This window comes from Halorubrum trapanicum, from assembly GCF_002355655.1.
GTDB lineage: Archaea > Halobacteriota > Halobacteria > Halobacteriales > Haloferacaceae > Halorubrum > Halorubrum trapanicum_A.
The window spans coordinates 895,890-921,742 of record NZ_AP017569.1 but is presented as its reverse complement, the minus strand read 5'-3'; the positions used below and the strand labels follow the sequence as shown (position 1 = coordinate 921,742).

At 68.9% G+C, this 25,853-nt stretch carries 23 protein-coding genes; 6 read left to right on the top strand and 17 right to left on the bottom strand.

Going from position 1 to position 25,853, the window contains the following annotated elements; translation table 11 throughout:
- Positions 1-11: 11 nt before the first annotated feature.
- The 3 genes from CPZ01_RS04490 (at position 12) to CPZ01_RS04480 (ending at position 3,999) form a co-directional block, all read left to right on the top strand.
- A complete protein-coding gene (locus CPZ01_RS04490) occupies positions 12-1,769 on the top strand; it encodes a 2-oxoacid:acceptor oxidoreductase subunit alpha (RefSeq protein WP_096393630.1) in 1,758 nt (585 codons plus the stop codon).
- Between the two features lie 3 nt (positions 1,770-1,772).
- Positions 1,773-2,636 carry a 2-oxoacid:ferredoxin oxidoreductase subunit beta gene (locus tag CPZ01_RS04485; RefSeq protein ID WP_096393629.1) on the top strand — a complete coding sequence of 288 codons (864 nt, stop codon included), beginning with the start codon at positions 1,773-1,775 and terminating at the stop codon, positions 2,634-2,636.
- Positions 2,637-2,763: 127 nt separating this feature from the next.
- A complete protein-coding gene (locus CPZ01_RS04480) occupies positions 2,764-3,999 on the top strand; it encodes a digeranylgeranylglycerophospholipid reductase (protein ID WP_096393628.1) in 1,236 nt (411 codons plus the stop codon).
- A 58-nt stretch (positions 4,000-4,057) separates the two neighbouring features.
- On the opposite strand, the gene citZ is transcribed toward CPZ01_RS04480, so the two are convergent.
- From citZ to alaS, 5 genes are all read right to left on the bottom strand, one after another.
- Entirely contained in the window at positions 4,058-5,206 is a 1,149-nt protein-coding gene (gene citZ / locus CPZ01_RS04475) for a citrate synthase (protein WP_096393627.1), read from the bottom strand.
- 179 nt (positions 5,207-5,385) lie between these two features.
- Entirely contained in the window at positions 5,386-7,275 is a 1,890-nt protein-coding gene (locus CPZ01_RS04470; RefSeq protein WP_096393626.1) for a PINc/VapC family ATPase, read from the bottom strand.
- Positions 7,276-7,360: 85 nt separating this feature from the next.
- The gene (locus CPZ01_RS04465) at positions 7,361-8,077 is read right to left on the bottom strand and encodes a type 1 glutamine amidotransferase (protein WP_096393625.1); all 717 of its coding nucleotides are present in this window, start codon (positions 8,075-8,077) and stop codon (positions 7,361-7,363) included.
- A 117-nt stretch (positions 8,078-8,194) separates the two neighbouring features.
- Entirely contained in the window at positions 8,195-8,998 is an 804-nt protein-coding gene (locus CPZ01_RS04460) for an alpha/beta fold hydrolase (RefSeq protein ID WP_096393624.1), read from the bottom strand.
- 21 nt (positions 8,999-9,019) lie between these two features.
- A complete protein-coding gene (alaS, locus tag CPZ01_RS04455) occupies positions 9,020-11,800 on the bottom strand; it encodes an alanine--tRNA ligase (protein ID WP_096393623.1) in 2,781 nt (926 codons plus the stop codon).
- A gap of 234 nt (positions 11,801-12,034) precedes the next feature.
- On the opposite strand from alaS, the gene CPZ01_RS04450 reads away from it, so the two are divergent.
- The 3 genes from CPZ01_RS04450 to CPZ01_RS04440 all read left to right on the top strand — a co-directional run bounded on the left by CPZ01_RS04450 (position 12,035) and on the right by CPZ01_RS04440 (position 14,495).
- Positions 12,035-13,912, top strand: coding sequence for an ATP-binding protein (locus CPZ01_RS04450; RefSeq protein ID WP_096393622.1), 1,878 nt, complete (start codon positions 12,035-12,037; stop codon positions 13,910-13,912).
- Between the two features lie 71 nt (positions 13,913-13,983).
- A complete protein-coding gene (srp19, locus tag CPZ01_RS04445; RefSeq protein ID WP_004596410.1) occupies positions 13,984-14,262 on the top strand; it encodes a signal recognition particle subunit SRP19 in 279 nt (92 codons plus the stop codon).
- A gap of 2 nt (positions 14,263-14,264) precedes the next feature.
- Complete coding sequence (locus CPZ01_RS04440; RefSeq protein ID WP_096393621.1) at positions 14,265-14,495, top strand: H/ACA ribonucleoprotein complex subunit GAR1; 231 nt, start codon at positions 14,265-14,267, stop codon at positions 14,493-14,495.
- Positions 14,496-14,513: 18 nt separating this feature from the next.
- Here CPZ01_RS04440 and CPZ01_RS04435 read toward each other — a convergent pair whose 3' ends face one another.
- The 12 genes from CPZ01_RS04435 to CPZ01_RS04380 form a co-directional block, all read right to left on the bottom strand.
- Positions 14,514-14,804: a hypothetical protein gene (locus CPZ01_RS04435; RefSeq protein ID WP_096393620.1), complete on the bottom strand. Its 291-nt coding sequence runs from the start codon at positions 14,802-14,804 to the stop codon at positions 14,514-14,516.
- Positions 14,805-14,971: 167 nt separating this feature from the next.
- On the bottom strand, positions 14,972-16,474 hold the full coding sequence (locus CPZ01_RS04430) for an NADH-quinone oxidoreductase subunit N (RefSeq protein WP_096393619.1): 1,503 nt from the start codon (positions 16,472-16,474) through the stop codon (positions 14,972-14,974).
- Positions 16,467-17,981: a complex I subunit 4 family protein gene (locus CPZ01_RS04425; protein ID WP_096396126.1), complete on the bottom strand. Its 1,515-nt coding sequence runs from the start codon at positions 17,979-17,981 to the stop codon at positions 16,467-16,469. The genes CPZ01_RS04430 and CPZ01_RS04425 overlap by 8 nt, the downstream gene beginning before the upstream one ends.
- Positions 17,982-17,995: 14 nt before the next feature.
- Positions 17,996-20,044, bottom strand: a complete 2,049-nt coding sequence (gene nuoL, locus CPZ01_RS04420; protein WP_096393618.1) for an NADH-quinone oxidoreductase subunit L — start codon at positions 20,042-20,044, stop codon at positions 17,996-17,998.
- 1 nt (position 20,045) lies between these two features.
- Entirely contained in the window at positions 20,046-20,366 is a 321-nt protein-coding gene (gene nuoK, locus CPZ01_RS04415; protein ID WP_004596404.1) for an NADH-quinone oxidoreductase subunit NuoK, read from the bottom strand.
- The gene (locus tag CPZ01_RS04410; RefSeq protein ID WP_096393617.1) at positions 20,363-20,710 is read right to left on the bottom strand and encodes a hypothetical protein; all 348 of its coding nucleotides are present in this window, start codon (positions 20,708-20,710) and stop codon (positions 20,363-20,365) included. The genes nuoK and CPZ01_RS04410 overlap by 4 nt, the downstream gene beginning before the upstream one ends.
- The gene (locus CPZ01_RS04405) at positions 20,707-20,973 is read right to left on the bottom strand and encodes an NADH-quinone oxidoreductase subunit J (RefSeq protein ID WP_008440357.1); all 267 of its coding nucleotides are present in this window, start codon (positions 20,971-20,973) and stop codon (positions 20,707-20,709) included. The genes CPZ01_RS04410 and CPZ01_RS04405 overlap by 4 nt, the downstream gene beginning before the upstream one ends.
- Positions 20,974-21,022: 49 nt before the next feature.
- Positions 21,023-21,484: a NuoI/complex I 23 kDa subunit family protein gene (locus tag CPZ01_RS04400; RefSeq protein WP_004596401.1), complete on the bottom strand. Its 462-nt coding sequence runs from the start codon at positions 21,482-21,484 to the stop codon at positions 21,023-21,025.
- A gap of 1 nt (position 21,485) precedes the next feature.
- The gene (locus CPZ01_RS04395) at positions 21,486-22,559 is read right to left on the bottom strand and encodes a complex I subunit 1/NuoH family protein (protein WP_096393616.1); all 1,074 of its coding nucleotides are present in this window, start codon (positions 22,557-22,559) and stop codon (positions 21,486-21,488) included.
- Positions 22,559-24,223, bottom strand: coding sequence for an NADH-quinone oxidoreductase subunit D (locus tag CPZ01_RS04390; RefSeq protein ID WP_096393615.1), 1,665 nt, complete (start codon positions 24,221-24,223; stop codon positions 22,559-22,561). The genes CPZ01_RS04395 and CPZ01_RS04390 overlap by 1 nt, the downstream gene beginning before the upstream one ends.
- Positions 24,220-24,918: an NADH-quinone oxidoreductase subunit B gene (locus CPZ01_RS04385; protein ID WP_096393614.1), complete on the bottom strand. Its 699-nt coding sequence runs from the start codon at positions 24,916-24,918 to the stop codon at positions 24,220-24,222. Before CPZ01_RS04385 ends, CPZ01_RS04390 begins: the two co-directional genes overlap by 4 nt.
- Positions 24,918-25,334, bottom strand: coding sequence for an NADH-quinone oxidoreductase subunit A (locus CPZ01_RS04380; protein ID WP_004596397.1), 417 nt, complete (start codon positions 25,332-25,334; stop codon positions 24,918-24,920). The genes CPZ01_RS04385 and CPZ01_RS04380 overlap by 1 nt, the downstream gene beginning before the upstream one ends.
- Positions 25,335-25,853: the final 519 nt, after the last annotated feature.

Genomic DNA, 25,853 nt, shown 5'->3' with positions numbered 1-25,853 from the left:
GCCCATAGCACATGGCCGCGGATTTCAACTGGGCTGTCGGCGGAGAGGCCGGCGACGGCATCGACTCGACGGGGAAGATCTTCGCACAGGCGCTTTCCCGCGCGGGTCGGCACGTGTTCACGTCGAAGGACTTCGCATCGCGGATCCGAGGCGGGTACACCGCCTACAAGGTGCGGACCTCCGTCGACAAGGTACAGAGCGTCGTTGACCGACTCGACGTGCTCATCGCGTTGACCCCCCGGACGATCGAGGAGAACCTCGACGAGCTCCACGAGGGGTCGGTGATCATCTACGACGGCGAGCGGACCACGATGCAGGACGTCGAAATCCCCGAGGGGATGATCGGGCTCGATGTGCCCCTCAAGAGCCTCGCCGAGGAGGCCGGCGGGGCGATCATGCGGAACGTCGTCGCGCTCGGCGCCGCCTGCGAGGTGGCGGATTTCCCCATCGAGAACCTCGATTCGGCGCTGGAGAAGCGGTTCAAGGACAAGGGACAGAAGCTCGTCGACAACAACAAGGAGGCGGCCCGCGCGGGCCAGTCGCACGTCGCCGACGAGTACGACCACGAGTTCGACTACTCGCTGGAGACCACCGACGAGGACTACGTCCTCCTCAACGGCGACGAGGCGATCGGTATGGGCGCCATCGCGGCCGGCTGCCGCTTCTACGCCGGCTACCCGATTACGCCCGCGACCGACGTGATGACGTACCTCACCGGCCGCATCGAGCGGTACGGCGGTCACGTCGTTCAGGCGGAAGACGAGCTGTCGGCGATCAACATGGCGCTGGGCGCGGCCCGCGGCGGCGCCCGCGCGATGACGGCGACCTCCGGGCCGGGGATCGACCTGATGACGGAGACGTTCGGGCTCATCGCCACCTCGGAGACGCCCCTCGTCATCTGTAACGTGATGCGCTCGGGCCCCTCGACGGGGATGCCGACGAAACAGGAGCAGGGCGACCTGAACCAGATGCTGTACGGCGGCCACGGCGAGGTCCCGCGGTTCGTCCTCGCGCCGACGACGATCGACGAGTGCTTCTGGAAGACGGTCGAGGCGTTCAACCTCGCCGAGAAGTACCAGCTCCCCGTCTACCTCACCGCCGACCTCTCGATGGCGGTCACCGAGCAGACGTTCTCCCCGGAGACCTTCGACATGGACGAGGTGGAGGTCGACCGCGGCAACGTCGTCGACGAGACGACGATCGACGACCACACCAGCGAGTCGGGCGGCTTTCAGCCCCACGAGATCACCGACGACGGGATCTCGCCGCGGGCGTTCCCCGGCACGGCCGACGGCGCGCACATGTCCACCGGCCTCGAACACGACGAGCAGGGGCGCCGGACCGAGGACACCGACATGCGCGTCGCGCAGGTCGACAAGCGAAACCGGAAGGTGGAGACGGCCCGCGAGCGCGAGGACTGGAGCCCGCGCGAGTTCGGCGCCGAGGACGCCGACACCCTCGTGGTCACGTGGGGGTCGAACGAGGGCGCGCTCGCCGAGGCGGTCGAGTTCCTCGAAGAGGACGGACTGGACGTACGGGTCCTCTCGGTCCCGTACGTCTTCCCGCGGCCGGACCTCTCCGAGGACGTCGCGGCGGCCGAGCGAACGGTCGTCGTCGAGTGTAACGAACAGGGGCAGTTCGCGGACCTCGTCGAGCACGACGTGCTCGAACGGGTCGACCGCGTGAACAAGTACAACGGCGTGCGGTTCAAGGCCGACGAACTCGCAGCGGAGATCAAGTCGACCCTCGAAGCGGGGGTGGAGGCGTAACCAATGAGCTCAGAGATTCGATTCACCGACTTCAAGTCCGACAAGCAGCCGACGTGGTGCCCGGGATGCGGCGACTTCGGGACGATGAACGGCATGATGAAGGCGCTGGCGGAGACGGGCAACGACCCCGACAACACCTTCGTCGTCGCCGGCATCGGCTGTTCCGGCAAGATCGGCACGTACATGCACAGCTACGCGCTCCACGGCGTTCACGGGCGCGCGCTCCCAGTCGGGACCGGCGTCAAGATGGCCCGGCCCGACATCGAAGTGATGGTCGCCGGCGGCGACGGCGACGGCTACTCCATCGGCGCGGGCCACTTCGTCCACGCCGTCCGACGCAACGTCGACATGACGTACGTCGTGATGGACAACCGCATCTACGGACTGACGAAGGGGCAGGCCTCGCCCACCTCGCGCGAGGACTTCGAGACCTCGACGAGCCCCGAGGGCCCCAAACAGCCCCCGGTGAACCCGCACGCGCTGGCGCTCGCCTCCGGCGCGACGTTCATCGCCCAGTCGTTCTCTTCGGACGCGCTCCGCCACCAGGAGATCATCCAGGAGGCCATCGAGCACGACGGGTTCGGCTTCGTCAACGTCTATTCCCCCTGCGTCACCTTCAACGACGTCGACACGTACGACTACTTCCGCGACTCGCTGGTCGACCTCAAGGAGGAGGACCACGACCCGACCGACCGCGAGGACGCGAAGGACGTCATCCTCGACAACGAGAAGGAACATCAGGGCGTCATCTACAAGGACGAGTCGTCGGTGCCGTACCACGAACAGCACGGCGTCGACGAGGACATGTCCGTCATCCCGGACGGCGCCCCCGAGGGGGCGACCGACCTCGTCCGCGAGTTCTACTGAGACCGCCGGACGAAGCCGGGGGATTCCGACCTCTCTCGACGGCCAAAACCGGCCGAACGGGCGGGTTCACGCGGATTTTTCGGGGAGTTTCAGCAAGCCTAATTAGGAGGGTCCGCAACTGGCGTGTATGGTTGACCGCTACGACGTCGCTATCGCCGGGGCCGGTCCGGCGGGCGCGCAGTGCGCCCGCGACCTAGCGACGCGCGACTACGACGTCGTCGTCTTGGAGACGGAGTCGGAAGCCGAGTTCCCGCGACAGAGCAACAAGTCGACGGCGGGCACGTTCCCGTCGATGATGTCCTCCTTCGGGATCCCCGACGACGTCGTGATGTCGTACACCGACGACGTCGTGTTGGAGTCGCCCAACGAGTACTACGAGAGCTACCAGCCGGGGGCGGTGTTGGAGTTCGCGGAGTTCAAGCGGTTCCTCGTGGCGGACGGCCGCGAGAACGGCGCGGAGTACCGCTTCGACGCGCGCGTCTCGCGGCCGATTCTCGACGACGACGGCGTCATCGAAGGGGTTCGGTACAACGGCGACGAGGAGGTGTACGCCGACGTGGTGATCGACGCCACCGGCCCGGCCGCGCCGCTCGCGAGCGCGCTCGACGTCGTCGACCTCGAACGCGAGAACCAGGCGATCGGCATCGAGTACGAGATGGAGGGCGTCGAGATGAACCACCCCGACTACGCGGACCTCCGGCGCGCGATGATGCTGCGGCTGGACCACAACATCGCGCCGGGCGGCTACTCGTGGATCTTCGCGACCGGCGAGGACACCGCGAAGGTCGGCCTCTGTTACATCCAGAACGACCGCCACCGCGAGTTCGCCGAGGCGGGGAAGACCGTCGACGGCTACCTCGACGACTGGGTGAGTCGCGACCCGCGGTTCTCCGACGCCGAACAGATCGACGAGAAGGTCCACCGCGGCTCCGCGCATATCCAGCGCCCGGGGCAGATGCACACGGACCGGTTCATCGCGATCGGCGATACGGTCCCCTCCATCGACCCGCTGTGGGGCGAGGGGATCCACAAGGGGATGAAGTCTGCCCGCGCCGCCGCGGCGACCGTCGACCGCTGTCTCACCGACTCTGAGCGGCGCATCGACGCGGAGAGCCTCGCGGTGTACGAGACGCTGTGGCACCGCGACGTGGCGCCGCGCGCGGAGTCGCGGCTGGCGCTCACGGAGCTGCTGTACCTCGCGCCGAACGAGCGGTACGACCGGTTGATGCGCGACCTCCAAGAGACCGACGACGACATCTTGGCGAAGGCGAACCGCGGCGAGAAGGCGGGGATGGCTCGGCTGCTCCACCTCGACGACGTCCCGCTGCTCGCGAAATACGCCCGCGAGCGGCTCGGGGTCTGAGGCCGCGGCTGGGGAACGGCGACGACCGGGAGAGAAACGGAACGGGGGAACGTGTCGCCTACCGCTCGTCGACGGGGACGAACTCGACGTCCTCGGGGCCGGTGTAGCGGGCGCGCGGGCGGATGAGGCGGTTGTCCTCCTGGTACTCGGCGACGTGGGCGATCCACCCGCCGACGCGGCTCATCGCGAAGATGGGCGTGTACATGTCGACCGGGATACCGAGCGAGTCGTAGACGGAGCCGGAGTAGAAGTCGACGTTCGGGGCGATCCCCTTCTCGACGAGCCCTTGGTCGGTGAGGTACTCCTCGATCGCGGTGGTGTAGTCGAGCCACTTCGTGTCGCCCGACGACTCCGAGAGGTCGCGGAGCTTCTCTTCGAGGATCTTCGCGCGGGGGTCTTTCACCTTGTAGACGCGGTGGCCGAATCCGGGGATGCGCCGCCCCTCGTCCCGGGCGTCTTTCACCCACTCGACGGGGTCCTTCGAGGACGCGTCGACCTCGTGGAGCACCTCCATCACGTCCTGGTTGGCGCCGCCGTGGAGCGGGCCGGAGAGCGCGCCGATGCCGCCGGTGACGCCGGAGTAGACGTCGGCCATCGTCGAGCCGATCACCATCGCGGTGAACGTGGAGGCGTTGAGCCCGTGGTCGGCGTGGAGCGTCAGCGCCATGTCGAACGTCTCCTCGCTCACCGCGTCCGGTTCCGTCCCGGTGAGCATGTAGAGGAAGTTCCCGGCGTGCGAGAGCTCCGGGTCGGGGGCGACCGGCTCCTCGCCCTGCCGGACGCGCTCGAACGCGGCGAGGACCGTCGGGATTTTCGCCGTGATCCGCCGGCCCTGGCGGAGGGCGGCCTCGCCGTCGTCGCCCTCCTCGTCGTCGTCCGGGTCGTACGCGGACAGCATCGACGTCGCGGTCCGGAGCGCGGCCATCGGTCGCTCGCCGGCGTCCGCGAGCGCGCGCACCGTCTCGATGACGTCGTCGTTCACCTCGCGTTCCGCCGCGAGGTCGGCGGCGAACGAGTCGAGCTCCGCGGCGGTGGGCAGGGAGCCGTGCCACAGCAGGTACAGCACCTCCTCGTAGGACGCGCCGCGCGCGAGGTCCTCGATGTCGTACCCGCGGTATACGAGCTTCCCGACCTCGCCGTCGACGTAGCTCAGATCCGACTCCGCGACGAGGACGCCCTCGAGCCCGCGTTTTAACTCATCGGCCATACTACGTCGTTCCGACCACCGGCAAAAAAGCGTTATCTTTCAGGAGGAATACGATACGTCGATCGTGGTACGCCACCGCGTCGCACGACGACGTGACAAGGTTCGGAAACGTCCGCGTCCGGTCGCGAGCGGGCCGGACGGCCGCCGTCTCGGTGCGCCGCCGCCAGACGGCTCCCGGCTCAGCGCGCCGGGACGACCGTCACCGTCCGGTTCCGGTCGATTGCGTCCTCCAACTCCTCGGCGATGGCGGAGCCGCGGGAGACCTGGACCTCGCCGCCGCGGCCGACGGTGGCGGTGAAGAGGTACTCGCCGTCGGCGCGCACCTCGACCGTCTCGCCCACCCCGTCGTCGACGTCGATGACGACGTGCCGCGAGGTGATCTCCGGCGCAACGGCCGTCCCGCGCTCGGCGCCGACCTGCCCGTCGCCGCGGCCGTTCTCGGCCGCGCCGCCGGCGGAGCCGCCCCCCGACCTGCCGGGCTTCTCGTCGTGCGTCCGCACGTCGATGTCGATCCCGAGGCGGTTCTCGATGTCGGCGATGCGGCCGCCGCCCTTCCCGATCACCGTGCCGATGTCGCCCTCGGTGACGTAGACGACCGCCTCGTCGTCGCCGTTGAGCGTCACGTCGACCCGGCCGTGCGCGACCGACTTGATCTCGCGTTCGATCTCCTTTTTCGCGATGCGGCCGACGCCGGACTCGCTTTCGGCCTCGCCGCCGTCCTCGTCGAGCGGCACCGTGACGACCTGCCGGTTGAAGGTGTATATCTCGTACTCGGGCCGGCCGGTCTCGAAGTTCGACACCTGGATGACCGGGCGGGCGAGGTCCTCGGCGGTGAGCCCGGCGGGCACCTTCACCTCGGTGGTCACGTCGTAGACGGTGTGGACCTCGCCGGCCTCGATGTAGACGACGGTGTCGACGATCTGCGGGATCATCCCGAGCTCGACGCGCCCGACGAGCCGCTGGAGCGCGTCGATGGCCCGAGATGCGTGGACGACCCCGACCATGCCGACGCCGGCCATCCGCATGTCCGAGAACACCTCGAAGTCGTTCGTCTTCCGGACCTCGTCGTAGATGGTGTAGTCGGGGCGAACGAGGAGGAGGGAGTCGGCGGTGTTCTCCATCTCGCCGCCGAGCGCGCCGTACTGCGTGATCTCCGGACCGACCTGGAGGTCCCGCGGCTTCTCCATCGTCTTCACGGCGTAGTCGCTGTCGTTCAGGAACTCGGCGACCGCCTGCGCGAACGTCGACTTGCCGGCGCCGGGCGACCCCGAGATGAGCACGCCGCGCTTGCGCTCTTTGAACCGCTCGCGCAGCTCGTCGGCGAACTCGTAGTCGTCGAGGGTCGTCTTCGCGATGGGGCGGACGGCGGTGATCTCGATGCCGTCGGCGAAGGGGGGCCGCGCCACCGCGATCCGGTAGTTCCGGAACTGGACGATGTCCATCCCGTCGTCGGAGAGCTCGATGAACCCCTCGTTCGACTGGCGGGCGAGGTCGACGATCGAGTTGCCCCACTCGCGCATCTGTTCCTCGTCGGTCTCCTCGTCCGCGATCTCGACGTAGCGCATCTCGCCGAGCGTCCCGCGCTTCGCCTTCGGGACGGTGCCGGTCTTGAGGTGGACCGACATCGTCTCGTCGGTGAAGAAGTCCTGAATCGGAAGCTCGTCGACGACGCCGCGGGCGACGGGCTCGACGTACTCGACGTCGAGCCCCTTCGCGCGGGCGACCTCGGCCTGGACCACGTCGCTCGACAGGAGGGTCGCGTCGTGGTCGGCCGCCAGGTCGCGGATAAGCGCGTCCACGTCGCCCTCGTGGGCGTTCGAGCGGGCGTCGCCGCTCGCGCGCTCGCCGACGTACCGCAGCTCGATCGTCCCGTCGTCGGCGTAGTCCGCGAGCCGCTTCAGCTCGCTCAGCCCGTCCCAGCCGGATTCGAGCCCGTCGTTCGCCTGCGACTCCAGCTCGCCCACGACCGCCTCCGGGACGAACACGGTGACCGACTCGTAGGTCCCGTCCGCGACGCGTTCGGACACGCGGCCGTCGACGACCGCGCTCGTGTCCGGTACTACGTTCATACCGAGGATCGGTCCGGGAACCGTATAAGGGTGTTCGACCGGGGCGCTCGGCCGTGGGGTCCGTCCGCTCGCTCTGACTCCTCTCTCAGTCGTCCGCGGCGGCCCGCTCCGCCCGTTCGGCCGCCAGCCGCTCGGCGTGGGCGGTGAAGTTCTCGAACAGCGCCTTCGCCTCGCAGGCCGCGTCGTACGCCTCGGGGGTGATCGATTCGAGGACGCCGTCCACGCGGGCGTCACCGATCTGGTCGCGCTTGCCGTCGGTCACGTCGCGGGCGGTCTCGACGTCGTACTCGGGGTGGAACTGGACGCCCCAGCAGTGGCCGTCGCGGAACGCGTGGACGCCGCGGTCGTTCTCGGCCAGCAGCGTCGCCGACGGCGGGAGCTCGACGACCGCGTCGCCGTGGGTCGTGAAGGCGGTGAACGACTCGCCGATCCCCTCGAACAGCGGGTCGTCGCGCACGCGGCGGATCTCGTTGTAGCCGATCTCGAAGCCGTCCATCCCCGCGACGCGGCCGCCGAGCGCCTCCGCGAGCACTTGGTGGCCGTAACAGACGCCGAGGACCGGGACGCCGTCGTCGGCGGCCTCGGCGACGTAGTCGACGAGCGGCGGGATCCACGCCTCGTCCCAGTACACCGACGAGCGCGACCCCGTCACCACGACGCCGTCGAACTCGGTGTCGTCGGGGAGGTCCCCGGCGGTGGCGTCGAACTCGACGAGGTCGGCGTCGAGCTCCCGGCGGAAGTTCCGACGGGTGTTCGCGCCGTCGTGGGCGGCGTTCAACAGGGCGAACCGGAGGCGAGTCATCGACCGAACGGAGACGCGAGAGTCACAAAACGGTTGCGGCGCCGGACGTGCCGGCCGACGACGCGGACACGGGGCACCGCTCGAACCGCGGCGTTGGCCCGCCGGAGGGCGCCGGCACTACGCGAACCGGTCGGTCGCGTGTTCGGCGAGCCAGCCCGTGAGCAGGTCGTTGACCGCCGCCGACGCCTCGACCCCGACGAGGTGCCGGGCGCCCTCGACGGCGTGGAACTCGCCGCGCGGGAGCCCCTCCGCGAGCGTCTCGCCGGCCGTGACCGGACAGACGGTGTCGTCGCCCCCGTGGACGACCAAGGCCGGCGTCGTGACCTCGAAGAGGTCGTCGGTCAGGTCGAACGCCTCGACCGCCGCGCGGTGCGCCTCGTACGCCTCCCGGTCGGCGTCCTCCGCGAGGCGCCACTCCGCGATCCGCGAGAGCGCGTCCGGGTGCGCCTCGCGGAAGTCGGGCGAGAGCAGCCCGGAGAGCGACCCCTCGACCGTGGCCGGGTCGCTCGGGTCGGCCCAGACGCCGGCGGGGTTGTACGCGTCGCCCGCGGGCGGCGTTCCCACCAGGGCCAGGCTCGCCGGTCGCGAGCCGGTCAGCGCGGCCGTCAGCGCGACCATCCCGCCGAGGCCGTACCCGACGAGGTGGGCGTTCCTGACGCCCTCGGCCGCACAGACCGCGTCGAGGTCGGCGGCGAGCGTCTCGGCCCGGTACGGGCCGGGCGGCGCGTCCGACCGCCCGACGCCGCGCGTCTCGGGCGTGATCACCGTGTGCGGCCCGGCCAGCGCGGCGTGCTGCCAGCCGAACTGCCACGCGCCGAGCCCGACGTCGCCGCAGAACACGACCGCCTCGTCGTCCGTACCGGCGTCGGGCGCGTCCACCTCGTACCGGATCTCGGTGCCGGCGTTGGTCGCGTAGGGCATATGGAACTCGCTGGGACGGAGCTAGGCCTCCTGGAGGCTGCGGAGGACGTCGGGCGCCGCGTCGAGCGCGTCGTCGAGCGCCTCCGCGTCGGGGCCGCCGCCCTGCGCGAAGTCGGGCGGGCCGCCGCCGCCGCCGCCGACGCGCCCGGCGAGCTCCGAGACGACCTGCCCGGCGTTCACGTCGACGCCGTCGGGGACGCCGACGACGAAGCTCGCGGAGCCGCCGGCGCCGCTGCCGATCACCGCGACCTTCCCGTCGTCGACGTGGGCGTTCGCGGTCGCGCGCAGCTCGTCGGCGTCGCCGTCGAGCCGCTGGATCACCGCGGTCGCCCCGGCGACCTCGACCTCCTCGGCGTCGGCGCCGCCGGCGGCGCGCGCGGCCGCCAGCTCCTCCTTCAGCGACTCGACCTCCTTCCCCCGCGCCTTCCACTCCTCGAAGAAGCGCTCGGCCGTCTCGGGCACGTCGAGCGGGTCGACGTCCAACACGTCGGCCGCGTCGTACAGCGCGTCCTCGGTGCGCTGGGTCGCCTCGACCGCCGCGGCGCCCGCGGCGAAGGCGATCCGCTCGACGCCGTCCTGAACCGGCTCCGTCTTCAGCACCTTCACGGCGCCGATCTCGCCGGTCCGGTCGACGTGGGTGCCCGCGCAGGCCTGGACGTCGGCGTCGCCGACGTGGATCAGCCGGACGTTCGTTCCCGGCGGCACGCCCCCTTGGTACAGGTCGAAGCCGTGTTCCGCCTCGGCCTCGTTGCGGTCGGGCCACTCCTGTCTGACGGGGACGTCGTCGCGGACGAGCTCGTTGGCGACGCGCTCGATCGCCTTCACGTCCTCGCGGGTGATGCGCTCGAAGTGGCGCACGTCGAGCCGTGCGGAGTCGGTCCCCTTCTGGGCGCCCGCCTGCCGGACGTGGTCGCCGAGCACCTCGCGGGCGGCGTGACCGATCAGGTGGGTCGCGGTGTGGTGCGCGCGGAGCCGCTCGCGGCGGTCGCCGTCCACCTGCCCCTTGACGAACTCGCCTTTCCCGGGGTCCGCGTCCGTGCGGTGGAGGACGACGCCGTCACGCTCTTGCACGTCGGTGACGTCGACGGTGGTCTCGCCGACCGTGAGCTGGCCCCTGTCGGCCGGCTGGCCGCCGCCCTCGGGGTAGAACATCGTCTGGTCCAACACGACGTCGTACCCCTCCTCGGCGTCCAACACGTCGAGGACGACCGCCTCGAACTCCGTGCGCCCCTGGTCGTCGTAGAACAGCTTCTCCGTCTCGGGGAGGTCGGCGAGCCGCTCGTCGCGCTCGTCGCCCCCGGTCGCGGCGTCGGCCTCCTCGTGTCGGTCGGCGACGAGCGCGTAGAAGTCGTCGGGCACGTCGACGGCCGCGCCGCGCTCGTCGGCGATGTCGGCGACCATGTCGGGCTGGATCCCGTGGGAGTCGTACAGCTCTAACAGCTCCTCGGTGGGGATCGGCTCGCCGGCCCCGGCGTACTCGTCGGCGAGCTGCTCGACCTTGCGGGCGCCGCGCTCCAGCGTCCGCTCGTACTTCCGCTCCTCGCTGCGGACGATCTCGCGGATCGTGTCGCGGTTCTCGTAGCCGAGCCGCTCGGCCTGCATGTCGACGAGCTCGTCGAGGGGCGCGTCGACGCCCACCTCGTCGACGAGCCGCTTCATCCGGCGTAACACCATCCGCGCGAGGTAGCCCGTGCCGACGTTCGAGGGGACGATCTCGTCGCCGAACATGTACGCGAGCGTCCGCGAGTGGTCGGCGATCGCGTAGATCGATTCGAGCGGCTCGACCAGTTCGCGCAGGCGGTCGACGTCGACGTCGAGTCGGTCGGCGATCTCGCCGCGGGCGGCCTCCACGTCGTCGACGTCGTCGATGTCGAGCCGGCCGGAGAGCTTCGCGGCGCGGTGGACGATCTCGCGTTCCGCCTCGGTGCGTTCGATCCCGGCGTTGTCCTTCAAAAAGTCGATGGCGTCGGGATAGATCGCCTCGTACACCGTCGCGGTCCCCTGGCTCATCCACGTCCACCGTTCGAGCCCGTACCCGGTGTCGACGATGTACGTGTCCATGAACGAGTACGTGTTCCCGTCCTTCATCTCGTAGTCGCCCTCGGGGTCCTGCTCCATGCACATGAAGACGAGCGTCGCCAGCTCGGCGCCCTTATAAATGACCTCGATGGCGGGCCCGGCGTTGCCGCCGCCGACCCACGGGTCCTCGATGTAGGTGATCTCCTCGAGATCCGCGCCGAGGCTCTCGAACAGCTCGTCGCAGTACTGTACCGTCTCGTCTTTCCAGTACACCTCGCCGTGGTAGGCGTACTCGTCCTCGTCGACCTCCTCGCGCGTGTTGAACGCGTGGTGGGCCATCATCTCGAACGCCATCGTGTGCCGGCCCGTCTTGCCGACGTTGTCGATGTCCTGCATCCGGATGCAGGGCTGCGAGATCGTCAGCGGGTTCGCCGGCGGCGGCGTCTGCCCCGAGGTGACGAGCGGCTGGAAGTCGTAGATCGACGCCTGCGTCAGGAGGACGTCGTCGCGCCAGCGGTTCGCGGCGACCGGATACGGGTCGATCCGCTCGTGGCCGTGGTCCTCGAAGAAGGAGAGGAACGCCTCGCGCATCTCCGACAGCGAGCGGGCCTCCGGGAAGCCCGGGTCGTCGATGAAGCTGTAGTCCTCGCAGGGCGGCTCGCCGCACAGTTCTCGCCCCGCGTCGCGGGTCCAGAAGTGCGCGCCACAGGAGGTGCATTCCTTGCGCTCGAACCCTTCTTCCTCGAAGTAGTCGAGACGGTACTCCGCTTCGAGATCGCTCATTACACGAACGTGGCCCGTGTTGCTCCAAAAGGGTTCCGGGGTCGCTCGTGGCCCGTGACGGCGCCGCTCGCCCCCGCGAGACGGGCTCGATGGGGATTCTCGGCCGGAGCGACGGCGACCGGTCGCACGGGCGGACTGGAAACGTTGCGATCGATCGGAAACGGGCGACGGCACCGGTGTTCCGCCGATCGGTACGAAGATTTATACGCTGGGCGGGACCTATGACGTACAATTGTGACCTCCGCGTTGGGCGAGCACGCCTCGGTCCTCGTGCTCGACGACGACCCCGAGCTCGCCGGCGAGCTCGGGTCCCTCCTCGGCGCCGAGCGCCGCGAATCCGACGACGGCGGTGCGGTCGAGACGCACGCCGCCGCCCCGGACGGCGTCGACGACTCCCGCCTCGCCGGGGCCGACGTGACGGTCGTCGTCGTCGACGAGGCGGGGCTCGACCGGGTCCGGGCGGTCGATCGCGTCGGCGTCGTGGTCGCGTACGTCGACGACCCGACGGGCCGCGTCGCGACCGACCCGCTCGTGGACGCGGTCGCGGGCTCTCCCGATGCGCTCTCGGAGACGGTCTCGTGGCTGATCGGTCGGAACCGACGGTCCGTCGTCCGGTCGGCGCCGACGCGGACCCCCTCGCGGATCGAGCAGCTCAACGCCGGGATGGCCGAGCTCGCCGCCGTCAGGTCGGTCGACGAGGCGTACCGGGCGACCGTCGCGGTCGCCGAGCAGGTGTTCCCCGAATACCAGAGCGTGGTCGCGGTCCGCGACGGGGAGTGGGTCGAACCCGTGGTCGCCTCCAGCGGGACGCCCGTCGAGGACTGCAACCGGGTCCGCGTCGGGACCGGCGTGGCCGGCAGGGCCGTCCGGACCGGCGACGCCTCGATCGCCCCGAACCCGAACCCCGAGAGCCGGTTCGACACGGTGCTCACCGTCCCCGTGGGCGACGACGTCGTCTTCCAGCTCGCGAGCGACGATACCGGCAGCGGCGGCGAGTTCGACGACGCCGACCGCCGGTCGGCGGAGCTGCTCGCGTCCCACCTCGAGGAGACCCTCGATCGGATCGACGTCACCGAGACGCTCAGGGCCGAGCGGGACCGGCTGCTCGCGCTGTTCACGAACGTTCCCGACCCCGCCATCGCGTACGATTACGCCGACGGCGACCCGATCGTCCGCCAGGTGAACGAGGCGTTCGAGGCGACGTTCGGGTACGAGCCGGAGACGGTCATCGGCGAGTCCATCGACGACTACATCGTCCCTCCGGACGCCGAGTCGGAGGCCGACGACCTCAACGAGCGGTTACAGCGCGGCGAGAACGTCCGCCGGGAGGTGACGCGGACCACTACCGACGGGCCGCGCCACTTCATCCTCCACGTCATTCCGATCCACCTCGACGCCGCCAACGCGGCGGGCTACGCCATCTACACCGACGTCACCGACCGGCGCGAGCGAGAGGAGACCCTCCGGCGGCAGAACGAGCGGCTCGACGAGTTCGCCTCCATCGTCTCCCACGACCTCCGGAACCCGCTGTCGGTCGCGGAGGGGTACGTCGACCTCGCTCGCGAGACGGGCGACGTCGACCACCTCGAAAAGGCCGCGGACGCGATCGACCGGATGGACGAGCTCGTCGCCGACCTCCTGTCGCTGGCCAGAGAGGGGCGCTCGGTCGGCGAGACGGAGTCCGTCTCGCTGGCCGACGTCGCGCGCGAGGCGTGGGGCAGCGTCGACACGGGCGACGCGAGCCTAACGATCGAGGCCGACGGGACGCTGGCGGCGAACCGGACGCGGCTGCGCGAGCTGTTGGAGAACGTCTTCCGGAATAGTGTGGAACACGGCCGCGACTCCCCCGACGACCCGCTCTCGGTCCGCGTCGGGGCGGGGACGCTTCGGGACGGCGACGGGGAGGAAATCCTGGGGTTCTACGTCGAAGACGACGGGATCGGGCTCCCGGAGGACGCCGACCGGGTGTTCGAGAGCGGCTTCACGACTGAGGAGTCGGGCACGGGGCTCGGGCTCGCCATCAGCGAGCGCATCGCCGAGGCGCACGGCTGGACCGCCCGCGCGCTCGACGGCGAGGACGGCGGGGCCCGGTTCGAGTTCCGCACGGGCTGAGCGGCCGTCACCGCAAGGGCGACCCCGCGGCGGTCCGAAACGACCTTACGCCGCGCGCGAGGGTATCCGGTATGGTCGAGAACGTCGTCTACCCCGCCTACTTCGACGCCGAGCTGTCCCGCTCGGAGGGCCGCCGCGTCCCGACGGACCTGGCGGTCGAAGCGCCGACCGTCGACGAGATCGCGAAGGCCGTCCAGCAGGTCGGCTACGACGCCGTCGTCGAGCGCGACGCGACCTACTCCCGGGAGTTCGAACCCCGCGGCTCCGTCGTGGTCAAGGGGACTGAGGACACCGCGAAAAACGACCTCGTTCAGGCGATCGCCGCGTACCTCGGCGTGCTCCGGGAGTAACCGTGCGGCGCGTCGGTACCGTCGTCCGGACCGCCGGTGGGCTCGCGATCGCCCGCGGCGACGCCGGAGCGGACCCCCCGCGGATCGGCGCGAGCGTCGTCGACGAGTCGCTCTCGACGGTCGGGCGCGTCGTCGACGTGTTCGGCCCGGTCGATCACCCCTACGTGGCCGTCACGCCCGGCGACGGCGTCGGGCTCGCCGACCTCGTCGGCGGGAAGCTGTACGCGCGGTAGCGCCGCGGCGCCCGACGGCTACGCCTCCGTCGCGTCGCCGCCGGTCACGTCGAAGTCCCCGATCTCCTTGTCCGTGCGAGCGAGCCGCTCGGCGACCAGCAGCTTCTCGCGCCGCTCCAGTCGATCCCAGTCGAGATCCCCCGGCGGCGACGCCTCCAGCGACTCGAACCGCTCGACGACGGCCTCGTTGGCGAAACGCTCGAACGAGCCGCAGTTCGGGCAGGTCCGCGAGAGGTGCGACGTGTCGAACGAGCGCGTGACGACCTCGTCGAGGCAGTTCAGACACCGGTAGGTGCGAGTCCGAGACACGGACGGGTCGAGGGGCCGAACGGGGGAGTATCTGTGGGCGCCGGCGGGCGGCTCGGGGAGCGAAAGCCGGTCCGTCGAGCGAGAGCCGGCCCGCCGGTCGAAACCATCCGTATACGGAGCGGTCGCTGCGGGCGTCGAACGCGTCGAAAGAGAAGGGAACCGGCCGCTCAGAACAGCGCGGACGCCGCCGCCTCGGCCGTCTCGATGACGGGGCCGAAGCCGGGTAAGAGCAGCACCGTCGCGACCGCCGCGAAGACGACCGCGGCGTACAGCGCCGTCGGCCGCACGTCGATCGCGTCGAGCGCGCTCGGCGACTCGGGGTCGTCCAGGAACAGCGCCTTCACGACCCGGCTGTAGTAGTACAGCGACACGACGCTGTTTATCGCGCCGAGGCCGGCGAGCCACAGGAAGCCGTTGTCGATGGCCGCCTGGAACAGGAAGTACTTCGAGAAGAACCCGGCGAACGGCGGGAGCCCCGCGAGCGAGAACATGAACACGGCCATCGCGACGGAGGCGACCGGCGCGCGCCGCCAGAGCCCCGCGTAGTCCGCGAAGGTGCGACCGACGCCCCACCGCTCCGCCATCGCGACGAAGAGGAATGCGCCGGTGTTCATGAACCCGTAGACGAGCAGGTGCGCCATCGCGGCGCCCATGACGGTGCCGTTCGCGGGGCCGTCGACCGTGAGCGCGGCGACACCGATGAGCGCGTACCCGGCGTGCCCGATGGAGGAGTACGCGAGCATGCGCTTGACCTCCTCTTGGACCGCGGCCGCGAAGTTACCGAGCGTCATCGTGACTGCCGCGAGAATCGCGAAGGCGAGCATCCAGTCGACGTTCGCCGACACCGCCAGCTCCAGCGGGAACGCCTCGGTGAACACGCGGAACGCGACGACGAACCCGGCGGCCTTCGAGGCCGACGAGAGGAACGCGCTCACCGGCGCGGGCGCGCCCTCGTACGCCTCCGGCGCCCAGAAGTGGAACGGGACGGAGGCGGTCTTGAACGCCACGCCGCCGATCATCATCACGACGCCGACGCCGAGGACGCCGGCCAGCCCGTCGATCGACGCCGACGCGATGTCGGCGAGGATCAGCGAGCCCGTCGCGGCGTACACGAGCGAGATGCCGAACAGGAAGATGGCGGACGAGAGCGCGCCGACGAGGAAGTACTTCAGCCCCGCCTCGACGCTCCCGCGGTTCTGCTTGAGATACGCGACGAGCACGTACGACGGCAGCGACACCATCTCTAAGGCGACGAACACGACCGCGAGCGAGTTCGCGGCCGCGAGCAGCGCCATCCCGGTCGCGGCGAACGTCACGAGCGAGTAGAACGCCGCCGGGTTGGCGTGGTCGTGGAAGTAGTCGTGCGCGGCGACGAGGACCAGCGCGGTCACCGACGCGAAGATGGCGGTGAAGAACAACGCCATCGTGTCCACCTTGATCGCGTCGGCGAACAGGAGCACCGCGCCGCCGTCCGGGCTCACGCCGCCGCTCGCGGTGAGCCAGACGGTGGCCGCCAGCGCGGCGAGCGAGCCGAACGTGCCGACGACCGCCATCGACGTGTTCGACCGCGCGTCCGGCCGAATCGTGTCGACCAACAGCAGCGCGAGTCCGGTGAACGCCAGGAGCAGCGCCGGCAGCAGCGCCGTCACGGCTGGCAGTCCGTTAACCATCGACGGTCACCCCCTCGACGACCGGCAGGGCAGCGTCACGGATCATCTCGAAGAAGATGTCGGGCGCGACGCCCAGCACGATGATCGCCACGAGCAGCACCGCGAGCGGGGCGACGTCGTGGAACGCCGCGGGCCCGACGTCGTAGTCGGTCTCCAGTTCGAACGGGCCGAACAGCGTGCTCTGCATCGCCGACAGCAGGTAGCCGGCGACGATGACGATACCGAACATCGCGGCCGCGGTGAAGAGCGGCGCGTACGGGAGCGCCGGCGCGGACAGCGAGCCGACGAAGATGAAGAACTCGCCGGCGAAGCCGGCCATCAGCGGCAGTCCCATGTAGCCGAAGGCGCCGGCGACGAGGATGCCGACGGTGACCGGCATCCGGTCGGCCATCCCGGCCATGTCGCCGACCATCCGGGTGTGGGTGGCGTTGTAGATGACGCCGACCGCCATGAACATCAGCCCCGAGATGAGGCCGTGCGCGACCATCTGGAACGTCGCGCCGCCGACCCCGTACTCGGTGAAGACGACCAGTCCGAGGATGACGTAGCCCATCGAGGAGACGGAGGAGTAGGCGACGATCCGCTTGAGGTCCTTCTGTGCCAGCGCCAACATCGCGCCGTAGATGACGCTAACCACGGCGATGGCGGCGATCGGGACCGCGAGCATCGACGCCTGCTCCGGGAGCATCGTGAAGTTGAACCGGAGCAGCGCGTACGTCCCCATCTTCAGGAGGACGCCGGCCAAAAGCACCGACGCGGGCGTCGGCGCCTGAACGTGGGCGTCCGGCAGCCACGTGTGGAACGGGACGATCGGGACCTTCACCGCGAACCCGAGGAACATCGCGAGGAACGCGACCATCGCGATCCGGTCCGGCGGGATGCCGAACCACGTTCCCAGGTCGCCCGCTGCGATCGCCTGTGCGATCTCCGGCAGGGCGAACGACGACACCGAGTCGCCCAGCGCGAACACGAGGCTCATGAAGCCGATGAACATCAAAAGCGACGCCGCGTTCGTGTAGACGAAGAACTTGATCGCGGCGTACTTGCGGCGCGGACCGCCCCAGATCCCGATGAGGAAGTACATCGGGACCAGCACGGCCTCCCAGAAGACGAACCAGAGGAAGAAGTCGAGCGCGGCGAACACGCCGAGCAGGTTCGCCTCCATGAACAGCATGAGGCCGTAGAACTGGCTCTGCCGCGTGTCGACGGGCGTCCACGCGCTGAGAATCGCCAGCGGCACGAGGAACGTCGTGAGCACGAACAGCGGGAGGCTGATCCCGTCGAGCCCGACGAACCACGAGACGCTGCGACCGCCCACTTCCAGCCACTCGATCCGCGTCGCGTACGCGATATCGCCGCCGAGCAGCGCGTTGCCGCCGGCCTCGAAGCCGGACCAGAGGTAGAGGCTGCCGACGAACGGGATCAGGCTGATGGCGAACGCCAGCCGACCGGCCCACTCGTCGGGCGCGAGGAACACCGTCAGCGCGCCGACGAACGCGGCCGCCATGAGCGCTTCGAGTATCACAGGAACCACCCCCCGGTCGCGCCGAGTACGAGCAACAGCGCGACCAGTCCGAAGGTGAGCAGCGCGGCGTACTGCGAGACGACCCCCGACTGGAGCTTCCGGATCCGGCCGCCGCCGGTCAGGCTCACCGACGAGACGCCGTTCACGACGCCGTCGATGATCCCCTGGTCGAAGGTGTTCGCGCCGCCCGCGACGTCTTCCGTCCGATACGCGAGCCAGACCTGCAGTTCGTCGAGGTAGTAGTTGTTGTACAGCACGTCTTTGACCCCGCCGAGTTTGGCGGTGTGTTCCGTCGGCGACGCCACGTTGTAGAGCCGCCAGGCGAGTCCGAGTCCGAGCAGCGCGAGGCCGAGCGAGACGGCCGCGCCGACGAGGACGGTGCCGACCTCACCGCCGACGAGGTACGCGCTGCTGTACGGGCCGATGTCGGCGTAGTGGTGCGAGGAGAGCCCCTCGATGCCGCCCCACTCGTTGTCGAGCCAGCGGTGGAGCAGGTCGATCCCCTCGAGTCCGAGCACCTTCTGAACCGGCACCATGTTGATGAGGCCGGTGACGACCGCGAGCGAGCCGAGGACCGTCAGCGGCCCCTTCACGTTCCAGCCGACGGGCTCGGGGTCGCGGGCGGTGTCGCTCCGGGGCTCGCCGTGGAACGTTAAGAACACCATCCGGAAGGTGTAGAACGCGGTGACGGGCACCGCGAGCAGCCCCATCAGATAGCCGCCGAGCAGCAGCGGGTCGTTGAGGCCGTGGACGAGCGCCTCGTAGAGGATCTCGTCTTTCGACCAGAAGCCGGCGAACGGGAAGATGCCCGCGAGCGCGAGCGAGCCGGCGAGGAACGTGTAGTAGGTGACGGGCAGCCGCGACTTGAGCCCGCCCATGTCCCACATGTCCTCGTTGTGGTGCATCGCGATGATGACCGATCCGGCGCCGAGGAACAGCAGCGCCTTGAAGAACGCGTGGGTGGTGAGGTGGAAGACGGCGGCCACGTACCCGCCCGCACCGAGCGCGAGCATCATGTAGCCGTACTGCGAGATGGTGGAGTACGCGAGCACCTGCTTCAGCTCGTCTTTCACCACGCCCATCGTCGCCGCGAACAGCGCGGTGAAGCCGCCGACGAAGGCGATGACCGCCATCGTCGTCGGCGTCAGCACGTAGAAGCCGTACATCCGCGCGACGAGGTAGACGCCGGCCGCGACCATCGTCGCGGCGTGGATGAGCGCGGAGACGGGCGTCGGGCCCTCCATCGCGTCGGGGAGCCACGTGTGAAGCGGGAACTGCGCGGACTTGCCGACGACGCCGCCCAACACGAGCAGGCCGACGACCGTCAGCCACGTCCCGAGGTCGAGGCCGCCGGGCGTCCACGCGACCTCGCCGGAGCCGTTGAGCGCCGCGTCGGCCAGCGCCGGGAACGACTCGGGGCCCGCGAACTGCGCCGTGCCGAAGGTGGCGAACACCGCGACGACGCCGACGAGGAAGAAGTAGTCCCCGAAGCGGGTGACGAGGAACGCCTTCTTCGCGGCCGACGGCGGTCCCGGCTCCCGGAAGTGGAAGCCGATGAGCAGGTACGAGCAGAGCCCGACCAGCTCGAAGAACATGAACGCCATCAGCAGGTTGTCGGCGACGACGAAGCCGAGCATCGACGCCGTGAAGAGGCCGAGCCCGGCGTAGTAGCGCGGCAGGCCCGTCTCGCCCTCGTCGTTCATGTAGCCGAGCGAGAACACGTGGACCAACAGCGCCACGAGCGTCACGATGACCAGCATGAGCGCCGACAGCGGGTCGATCAGGACGCCGAACGTGAGCTCGATGTCCGTCGGACCGATCCCGGCGCCGCCCTCGCTCGCCCAGTGGTACAGCGTCTCGTTGTACGCCCGCCCGCCCGCGACGGTCGTGGCGACCCAGATCGACAGCAGGAACGAGCCGGCCGTCGCCGCGATGCCGCCGAAGGCGCCGCCCTTCGGGAGGTACCTGCCCGCGCCGAGCGCGACCAGGAACGAGAAGAACGGTAAGAGTACGATCGCCGGAACGTATGCGAATGCGTTCACCATCTTACCACCTCATCTCCGCGGGAACAGTCACGTCTGTCGTGCCAAAGTTGCGGTATAACACGAGTATGATGCCGATGCCGATGGCGACCTCCGCGGCGGCGAGCGCGATGACGAACAGCGCGAACACCTGCCCCGTGAGGTCGCCGTAGTACAGCGCGAACGCGACGAAGTTGATGTTGGCCGCGTTCATCATGAGCTCGACGCTCATGAGGAAGTAGAGCGCGCTCCGCCGCGTCAGGACGCCGAACAGCCCGATACAGAACACGGCCGACGCCAACAGCAGGTACCACGACGGCGGGATCGAGGCGGCGACGGCGGTCACCGGCGGTCACCCCCGTCGGTGAACGCCTGGCCGAGCGCGGAGACGATGGAGTCGTCCTCCTCGCGCTTCGCCAGGTAGACGGCGCCGTCGACCGCGACGTCGAGCGCGACCGCGGCGATCAGGAAGGCCGCGAGGAACCCCTCGGACGGCACCGAGCCGAGCTCGTACTCGGCGAGGTTGAAGAGGGCGTACCCGATGTTGTGGACGATCGAGGCGTCGGCCGGGAAGCCGACCGACTCGAAGCCGAACGTCGCCCCGCTCACCGTCGCGGCCAACACCGCGAAAAGCCCGCCGACGGCGATCGCGGGTGCGATCCGCGAGCCGCGGCTCTCGTCGTTGCTCACGCGCTACTCACCTCCGTTTCCGTGTCCGATCGCGTGAGCATCACGGCGAACGTGACCAGGATGAGGACCCCGCCGACGTAGACGAGGATCTGCATGGCGGCGATAAACTCCGCCCGCAGCATCACGTAGTGCACCGCGACGCTCGTGAGGGCTCCGCCCAGAAGCAGCGCGGCGTGGAACACGTCGCGCGCCAGGACGACCCCGAGGGCGAACGCCAGCGTGACCGCGGCGAACAGCCCGAACGCGATGGTAGCATAAACCATTGTGTTTGTCTCCTATGAGAACCCCTTTGAAGATTTCGAGACGTGCCCGCTACTGGTAGTCGACCTCGCCGTCGCCCTCCCCGATCCACGCGCCGCGATCGGGGTTGCGGGACTCCAGCGGGTCGATTCCCTTGTACCACGGGACGTTCTTGAGCTGTTCTTTGTTGAACACGAAGTCGTCCTTCGTGTCGGCGGTGAACTCGAAGTTCTGCGTCAGCAGGATGGCGTCGACGGGGCAGACCTCCTCGCAGAGCCGGCAGTAGATGCACTGCCCGATGTGGAGGTTGTACTGCTCCCCGTTGCGCTGGTCGTCCTGAACGATCTGGATCGTGTCGTTCGGACAGACGTTCTCGCACTGCCGACACCAGATACACCGCTCTTGGCTGAACTTGTGGACCCCGCGGAACCGCGGGCTCACCTCGGGCGCGTCCTCCGGGTATTCCACCGTGAACGTCGACCCGTCCAGCGCGTGTTTCATCGTCGTCGCCATGGATTTCATGAGTCCGATCATGTTACGCGATCACCCCCACGATTACGGCCGTGAGCACCAGGTTCGCGAACGACAGCACCAGCATTCCCTTCCAGCCGATCTCGATCAGCTGGTCGATACGGACGCGCGGCAGCGCCGCGCGGGCCCACTGCGTGAACAGGAAGAAGCCCCAGATCTTCACCACGAACCAAATGAAGCCGATGCTCTCCGGACCGGGCCCGGAGGCGCCGCCGAGGAACGTCACGGCGAGGATCGCCCCGCCGAGGAAGATGTGGACGAACTCTCCGAGGTAGAAGAGGACGAAGTACGCCGAGGAGTACTCCGTCTGGTACCCCGCGACGATCTCCGTCGGCGCCTCGGGGATGTCGAACGGGTTCCGCCCGATCTCGGCCATGTTCGCCGTGAGGAACAGCACGAACGCGAACGGGTTCACGAACGCGTACCACGACGGGATCGAGACCCCGGCGATCGTCACCAGCGTCTCCGTCTGCGCGCCGACGATACCGCTCATCTGGAGCGTGCCGGCGAAGATCACGACCGACATCGCCGTGACGATGAGCGGGATCTCGTACGCGAGGTTCTGCGCGACCGCGCGGAGCCCGCCGAGCAGCGAGTACTTGTTGTTCGACGCGTAGCCGGCCATCACCAGCGAAATCGACGCGATCGACGCGAACGCGAACACTAACGCGAACCCGACCTCCGGGTCCGCGAGCTGGAGGTTGATCGGGCCGAGCTGCCCCATCGGGATGACGGAGAAGCCGAGCAGCGCCGACGCCGGTAGGAGGATCGGCGCGATATCCCACGAGGGGCGGTCGACGCCCTCCGGGATGATGAGCTCCTTCGCGAGGAGCTGGACCGCGGCGGCCGGGATGATTAACAGTCCGTAGGGGCCGATCCGGTCGACCGCGATCCGGTCGGTGAACGCGGCCGTGATCTTCCGTTTCGCCCACGGGCCGGCGACGCCCGTGAACGCGAGGATGATGTTGCCGACGACGAACGCGGCGACGAGCGAGGCCGCGACCTCGCCGATGACGCTGTCGAGCCCGAGCGTGTCGACGATGAACTCGGGGAACAGCTGCGCGGGCGCCGTGCCCATCAGCGGTCCACCTCCCCGAGAACGACGTCGAGGCTACCGAGCGCGGCGATGACGTCGGGGATGTACTCTCCGTTCGCCATCTCCGGCAGCGTCTGGAGGTTCGAGAAGCACGGCGATCGGATCTTGAACCGGGCCGGCTTGTCCGTCCCGTCCGCGCGGATGTAGATGCCGAGCTCTCCCTTGGCGCCCTCGACGGCGCGGTAGATCTCCGTGTCGTCGTCCGGGCGCAGCGTGCGCGGCACGTTCGCCTGAATGTTCCGCTCGTCTTCCGGCCAGTCCTCGAGCAGGTCGACGCACTGCTCGATGATCTTCGCGGACTCCTCGACCTCGCGCATCCGGACGAGGAGGCGGCTGAAGTTGTCGCAGCCGTCCTCGGTGACGACGTCCCAGTCGAGCTCGTCGTAGTAGCCGTACGGGTCGTCGCGGCGGAGGTCGTAGTCGACGCCCGAGCCGCGGGCGACGGGCCCGGTCGCGCCGTAGTTCTTCGCGACGTCCGGCGGGAGGATTCCGGTGTCGATCGTCCGCATCTGGAACACCTCGTTCGAGGTGATCAGGTTGTGGTACTCCTCGATCGACTCGGGGAGCTGGTCGAGGAAGTCGCGGGTGTCCGAGAAGAACTCCTCGCGGGGCTCGGGCAGGTCCCAGACGACGCCGCCGAGCCGGAAGTAGTTGAACATCAGCCGCTGGCCCGTCAGATCCTCGAGGAGGTTCTGGACGCGCTCGCGGTCGTTGATGGCGTACATGAACGTCGCCGTGAAGTCGCCGTTGATGTCGAGCGCGAACGTCGCCAAGGCGAGCATGTGCGCGGCGATCCGGCACATCTCCGCGCCCATCGTGCGGATGACCTGTGCGTACTCCGGCACCTCGATGTCCGCGAGGTCCTCGGCCGCGCGGGCGTACGCCCACTCGTTGAGCAGCCCCGCCGAGATGTAGTCCCAGCGGTCCGGGTACGGCATGATCTGGTGGCGGTACGTGCCGGACTGGGCCATCTGCTCCTCGCTGCGGTGGAGGTAGCCGATGTCGGGCTCGACGTCGACGACCTGCTCGCCGTCGAGGACCGTCTTCAGGTGTAAGACGCCGTGGGTCGCCGGGTGGTGCGGCCCGATGTTGAGGAACATCGTGTCGGACTCCGCGTCCTTGTGGTGGTCCTCCAGCGGGTTCGCGTGCTCCGGCAGCGTGGCGATCTGCGGCCGGTCCTTGTCGTAGTCCATCGACAGGGGGTGGCCCTGCCAGGTCTCCGGCAGCAGTATCCGGCGCAGGTCGGGGTGGTCGTCGTACTCGATCCCGATCAGATCGTACGCCTCCCGCTCGTGCCAGTCGGCGGTGCGGAAGACGGGCTCGGCGGACTCGGAGACGGGGTCGTCCTTGTCTGCGGGGACGACGATACTGACCTCCTGGGTCGGGTCGTCGTACTTCTTCAGGTGGTAGATCGACTCGTAGCGGTTCTCGTACTCCTGTGCGGAGACGACGGAGAGGTGGTCGTACCCCGCCTGCTCTTTCAGGGTCCGAAGCGTCTCCTGAACGGTGTCCGGCCGGATGACGAAGCCGGGCGCGTTCAGGTGGTCGTCGCGGTCGACGACGAGGTCGCCGAGGAGCGCCTCCAGCTCGTCCGGCGTCTGCTCGACGGCGCCGTCGTCGACGGTGTCCGGTCGTTCGAGGCTCATGGCGAATCAGCGAAGTTGTACCGCATGACGAGCTCGTCGTCGTCGATCTGGTCGGCCAGCTTGTCGACGAGTTCGTCGCGTTCGAGGTCCGAGAACTCCTCCAGCTCGTACGGCTTCACCGTCACGGGCGAGGCCTCGCCGTTGGCGACGCGCTCCTGCAGCTTCACGACGCCGTAGACGAGCGCCTCGGGGCGGGGCGGGCAGCCGGGGACGTGGATGTCGATCGGGATGACCTCCTCGGCGCCCTTGATGACGTTGTACCCCTCCTGGAACGGGCCGCCGGAGATGGTGCACGAGCCCATGCCCACGACGAACTTCGGCTCGGGCATCTGGTCGTAGACGCGCTTCATCCGCGGGGCGAACTTCGAGACGATCGTCCCGGGGACGATCATCACGTCGGCCTGTCGCGGCGAGGCGCGGGGGACGCCCGACCCGAAGCGGTCGAGATCGTGTTTCACCGCGTAGGTGTGCATCATCTCGATGCTGCAGCAGGCGATGCCGAACTGCAGCATGAACATCGAGGAGCCCCGACACCAGTTCAGGAACTTGTCGAACTTGGTGAGGATGAACGGCGAGGAGCCGAACGCCTCCCGGAGCCGGGAGTTGAACCGGTCTCCCTGCCCGGTCATCCGGGCGTCTCTGGTCTCGGTTACGACTTGCGAATCGTCGGTGATAAACGGTTGATCGCTGCTCATTAGTTGATGTCCTCCGTCGTCTTTCTGCTGGTCGCGCGGGGGCTGCGGGCCCAGCTGATCGCCCCCGACCGCCACGCCCAGACGAGTCCAACCGCGAGGATCCCGACGAAGGCCAACATCGGCCACAGCAGGTCGGCCATCGGCACGCCGGCCTGGACGGCCGGGCGGTAGATGACCGCCCACGGGAACAGCAACACGGTCTCGATGTCGAACACGACGAACAACAGCGCGACCATGTAGTACTGGATGTTGAACCGGATCCGCGTCCCGCCCGTCGGGGTCTCGCCGGACTCGTAGGTGGTACTTTTACCGGTCTCAGGCACGCTCGGACGGAGCAACGCCGACACTGTCATCATCGCTATCGGGATGAGCAGGCCGACGACCGCCAAGGCGCCAATCGCTATCCAATCGCTCATATAGGTCTCCGTAACGTGCTGGGGTTTGGACCGCCCCCTCATAAGCGTTGAGTCTTGTGCGTCCGCGGGCGTGCGGGCCGGTATCTCCCGTTCGCGGTCGAAGCGCCGGCGAAGAGAGTGAGAACACTCGATCCGAAACCGCGTGCGAGTCGATGGAGGCGCAGCGACTCGACGGGGAACGAGCCGGTCTCCGTTTATAAGTAATTACGCGGTGGCGCGTGCCTGCGAGCGGCCGCCACCGGCGGCCGCGAGTCAGCACGCGCGAGGGAGTCGGTGGTCCGGAGCGAAGCGGAGGACCACCGACGAGGCTGGGGAGGTGTGAGGTTGCGGTGCTGGGTGGGGCGGGACTCAAAGGGGCAGTCGCGAGGACGAAGCACGGCGCAGTAAGCACCGCAGCGAAGGAGCGAAGCGACTGAGTAAGGAGCGTGGTTCGAGAGAGCTTTGCTCTCTCGTCATCACGAAAGGCGCTCTGCGCCTTTCGAACGACAGCAAGCCGCGCGAGTCCTCGCGGCTGGGGCT

Coding starts and splice junctions, on each gene's coding strand:
- CPZ01_RS04490 (WP_096393630.1), top strand. CDS start 12: ATGGCCGCGGATTTCAACTGGGCTGTCGGCGGAGAGGCCGGCGACGGC.
- CPZ01_RS04485 (WP_096393629.1), top strand. CDS start 1,773: ATGAGCTCAGAGATTCGATTCACCGACTTCAAGTCCGACAAGCAGCCG.
- CPZ01_RS04480 (WP_096393628.1), top strand. CDS start 2,764: ATGGTTGACCGCTACGACGTCGCTATCGCCGGGGCCGGTCCGGCGGGC.
- citZ (WP_096393627.1), bottom strand. CDS start 5,206: ATGGCCGATGAGTTAAAACGCGGGCTCGAGGGCGTCCTCGTCGCGGAG.
- CPZ01_RS04470 (WP_096393626.1), bottom strand. CDS start 7,275: ATGAACGTAGTACCGGACACGAGCGCGGTCGTCGACGGCCGCGTGTCC.
- CPZ01_RS04465 (WP_096393625.1), bottom strand. CDS start 8,077: ATGACTCGCCTCCGGTTCGCCCTGTTGAACGCCGCCCACGACGGCGCG.
- CPZ01_RS04460 (WP_096393624.1), bottom strand. CDS start 8,998: ATGCCCTACGCGACCAACGCCGGCACCGAGATCCGGTACGAGGTGGAC.
- alaS (WP_096393623.1), bottom strand. CDS start 11,800: ATGAGCGATCTCGAAGCGGAGTACCGTCTCGACTACTTCGAGGAAGAA.
- srp19 (WP_004596410.1), top strand. CDS start 13,984: ATGGTCGAGAACGTCGTCTACCCCGCCTACTTCGACGCCGAGCTGTCC.
- CPZ01_RS04430 (WP_096393619.1), bottom strand. CDS start 16,474: ATGGTTAACGGACTGCCAGCCGTGACGGCGCTGCTGCCGGCGCTGCTC.
- CPZ01_RS04425 (WP_096396126.1), bottom strand. CDS start 17,981: ATGGCGGCCGCGTTCGTCGGCGCGCTGACGGTGTTCCTCGCGCCCGAC.
- nuoL (WP_096393618.1), bottom strand. CDS start 20,044: ATGGTGAACGCATTCGCATACGTTCCGGCGATCGTACTCTTACCGTTC.
- CPZ01_RS04405 (WP_008440357.1), bottom strand. CDS start 20,973: ATGGTTTATGCTACCATCGCGTTCGGGCTGTTCGCCGCGGTCACGCTG.
- CPZ01_RS04400 (WP_004596401.1), bottom strand. CDS start 21,484: ATGATCGGACTCATGAAATCCATGGCGACGACGATGAAACACGCGCTG.
- CPZ01_RS04395 (WP_096393616.1), bottom strand. CDS start 22,559: ATGGGCACGGCGCCCGCGCAGCTGTTCCCCGAGTTCATCGTCGACACG.
- CPZ01_RS04390 (WP_096393615.1), bottom strand. CDS start 24,223: ATGAGCCTCGAACGACCGGACACCGTCGACGACGGCGCCGTCGAGCAG.
- CPZ01_RS04385 (WP_096393614.1), bottom strand. CDS start 24,918: ATGAGCAGCGATCAACCGTTTATCACCGACGATTCGCAAGTCGTAACC.
- CPZ01_RS04380 (WP_004596397.1), bottom strand. CDS start 25,334: ATGAGCGATTGGATAGCGATTGGCGCCTTGGCGGTCGTCGGCCTGCTC.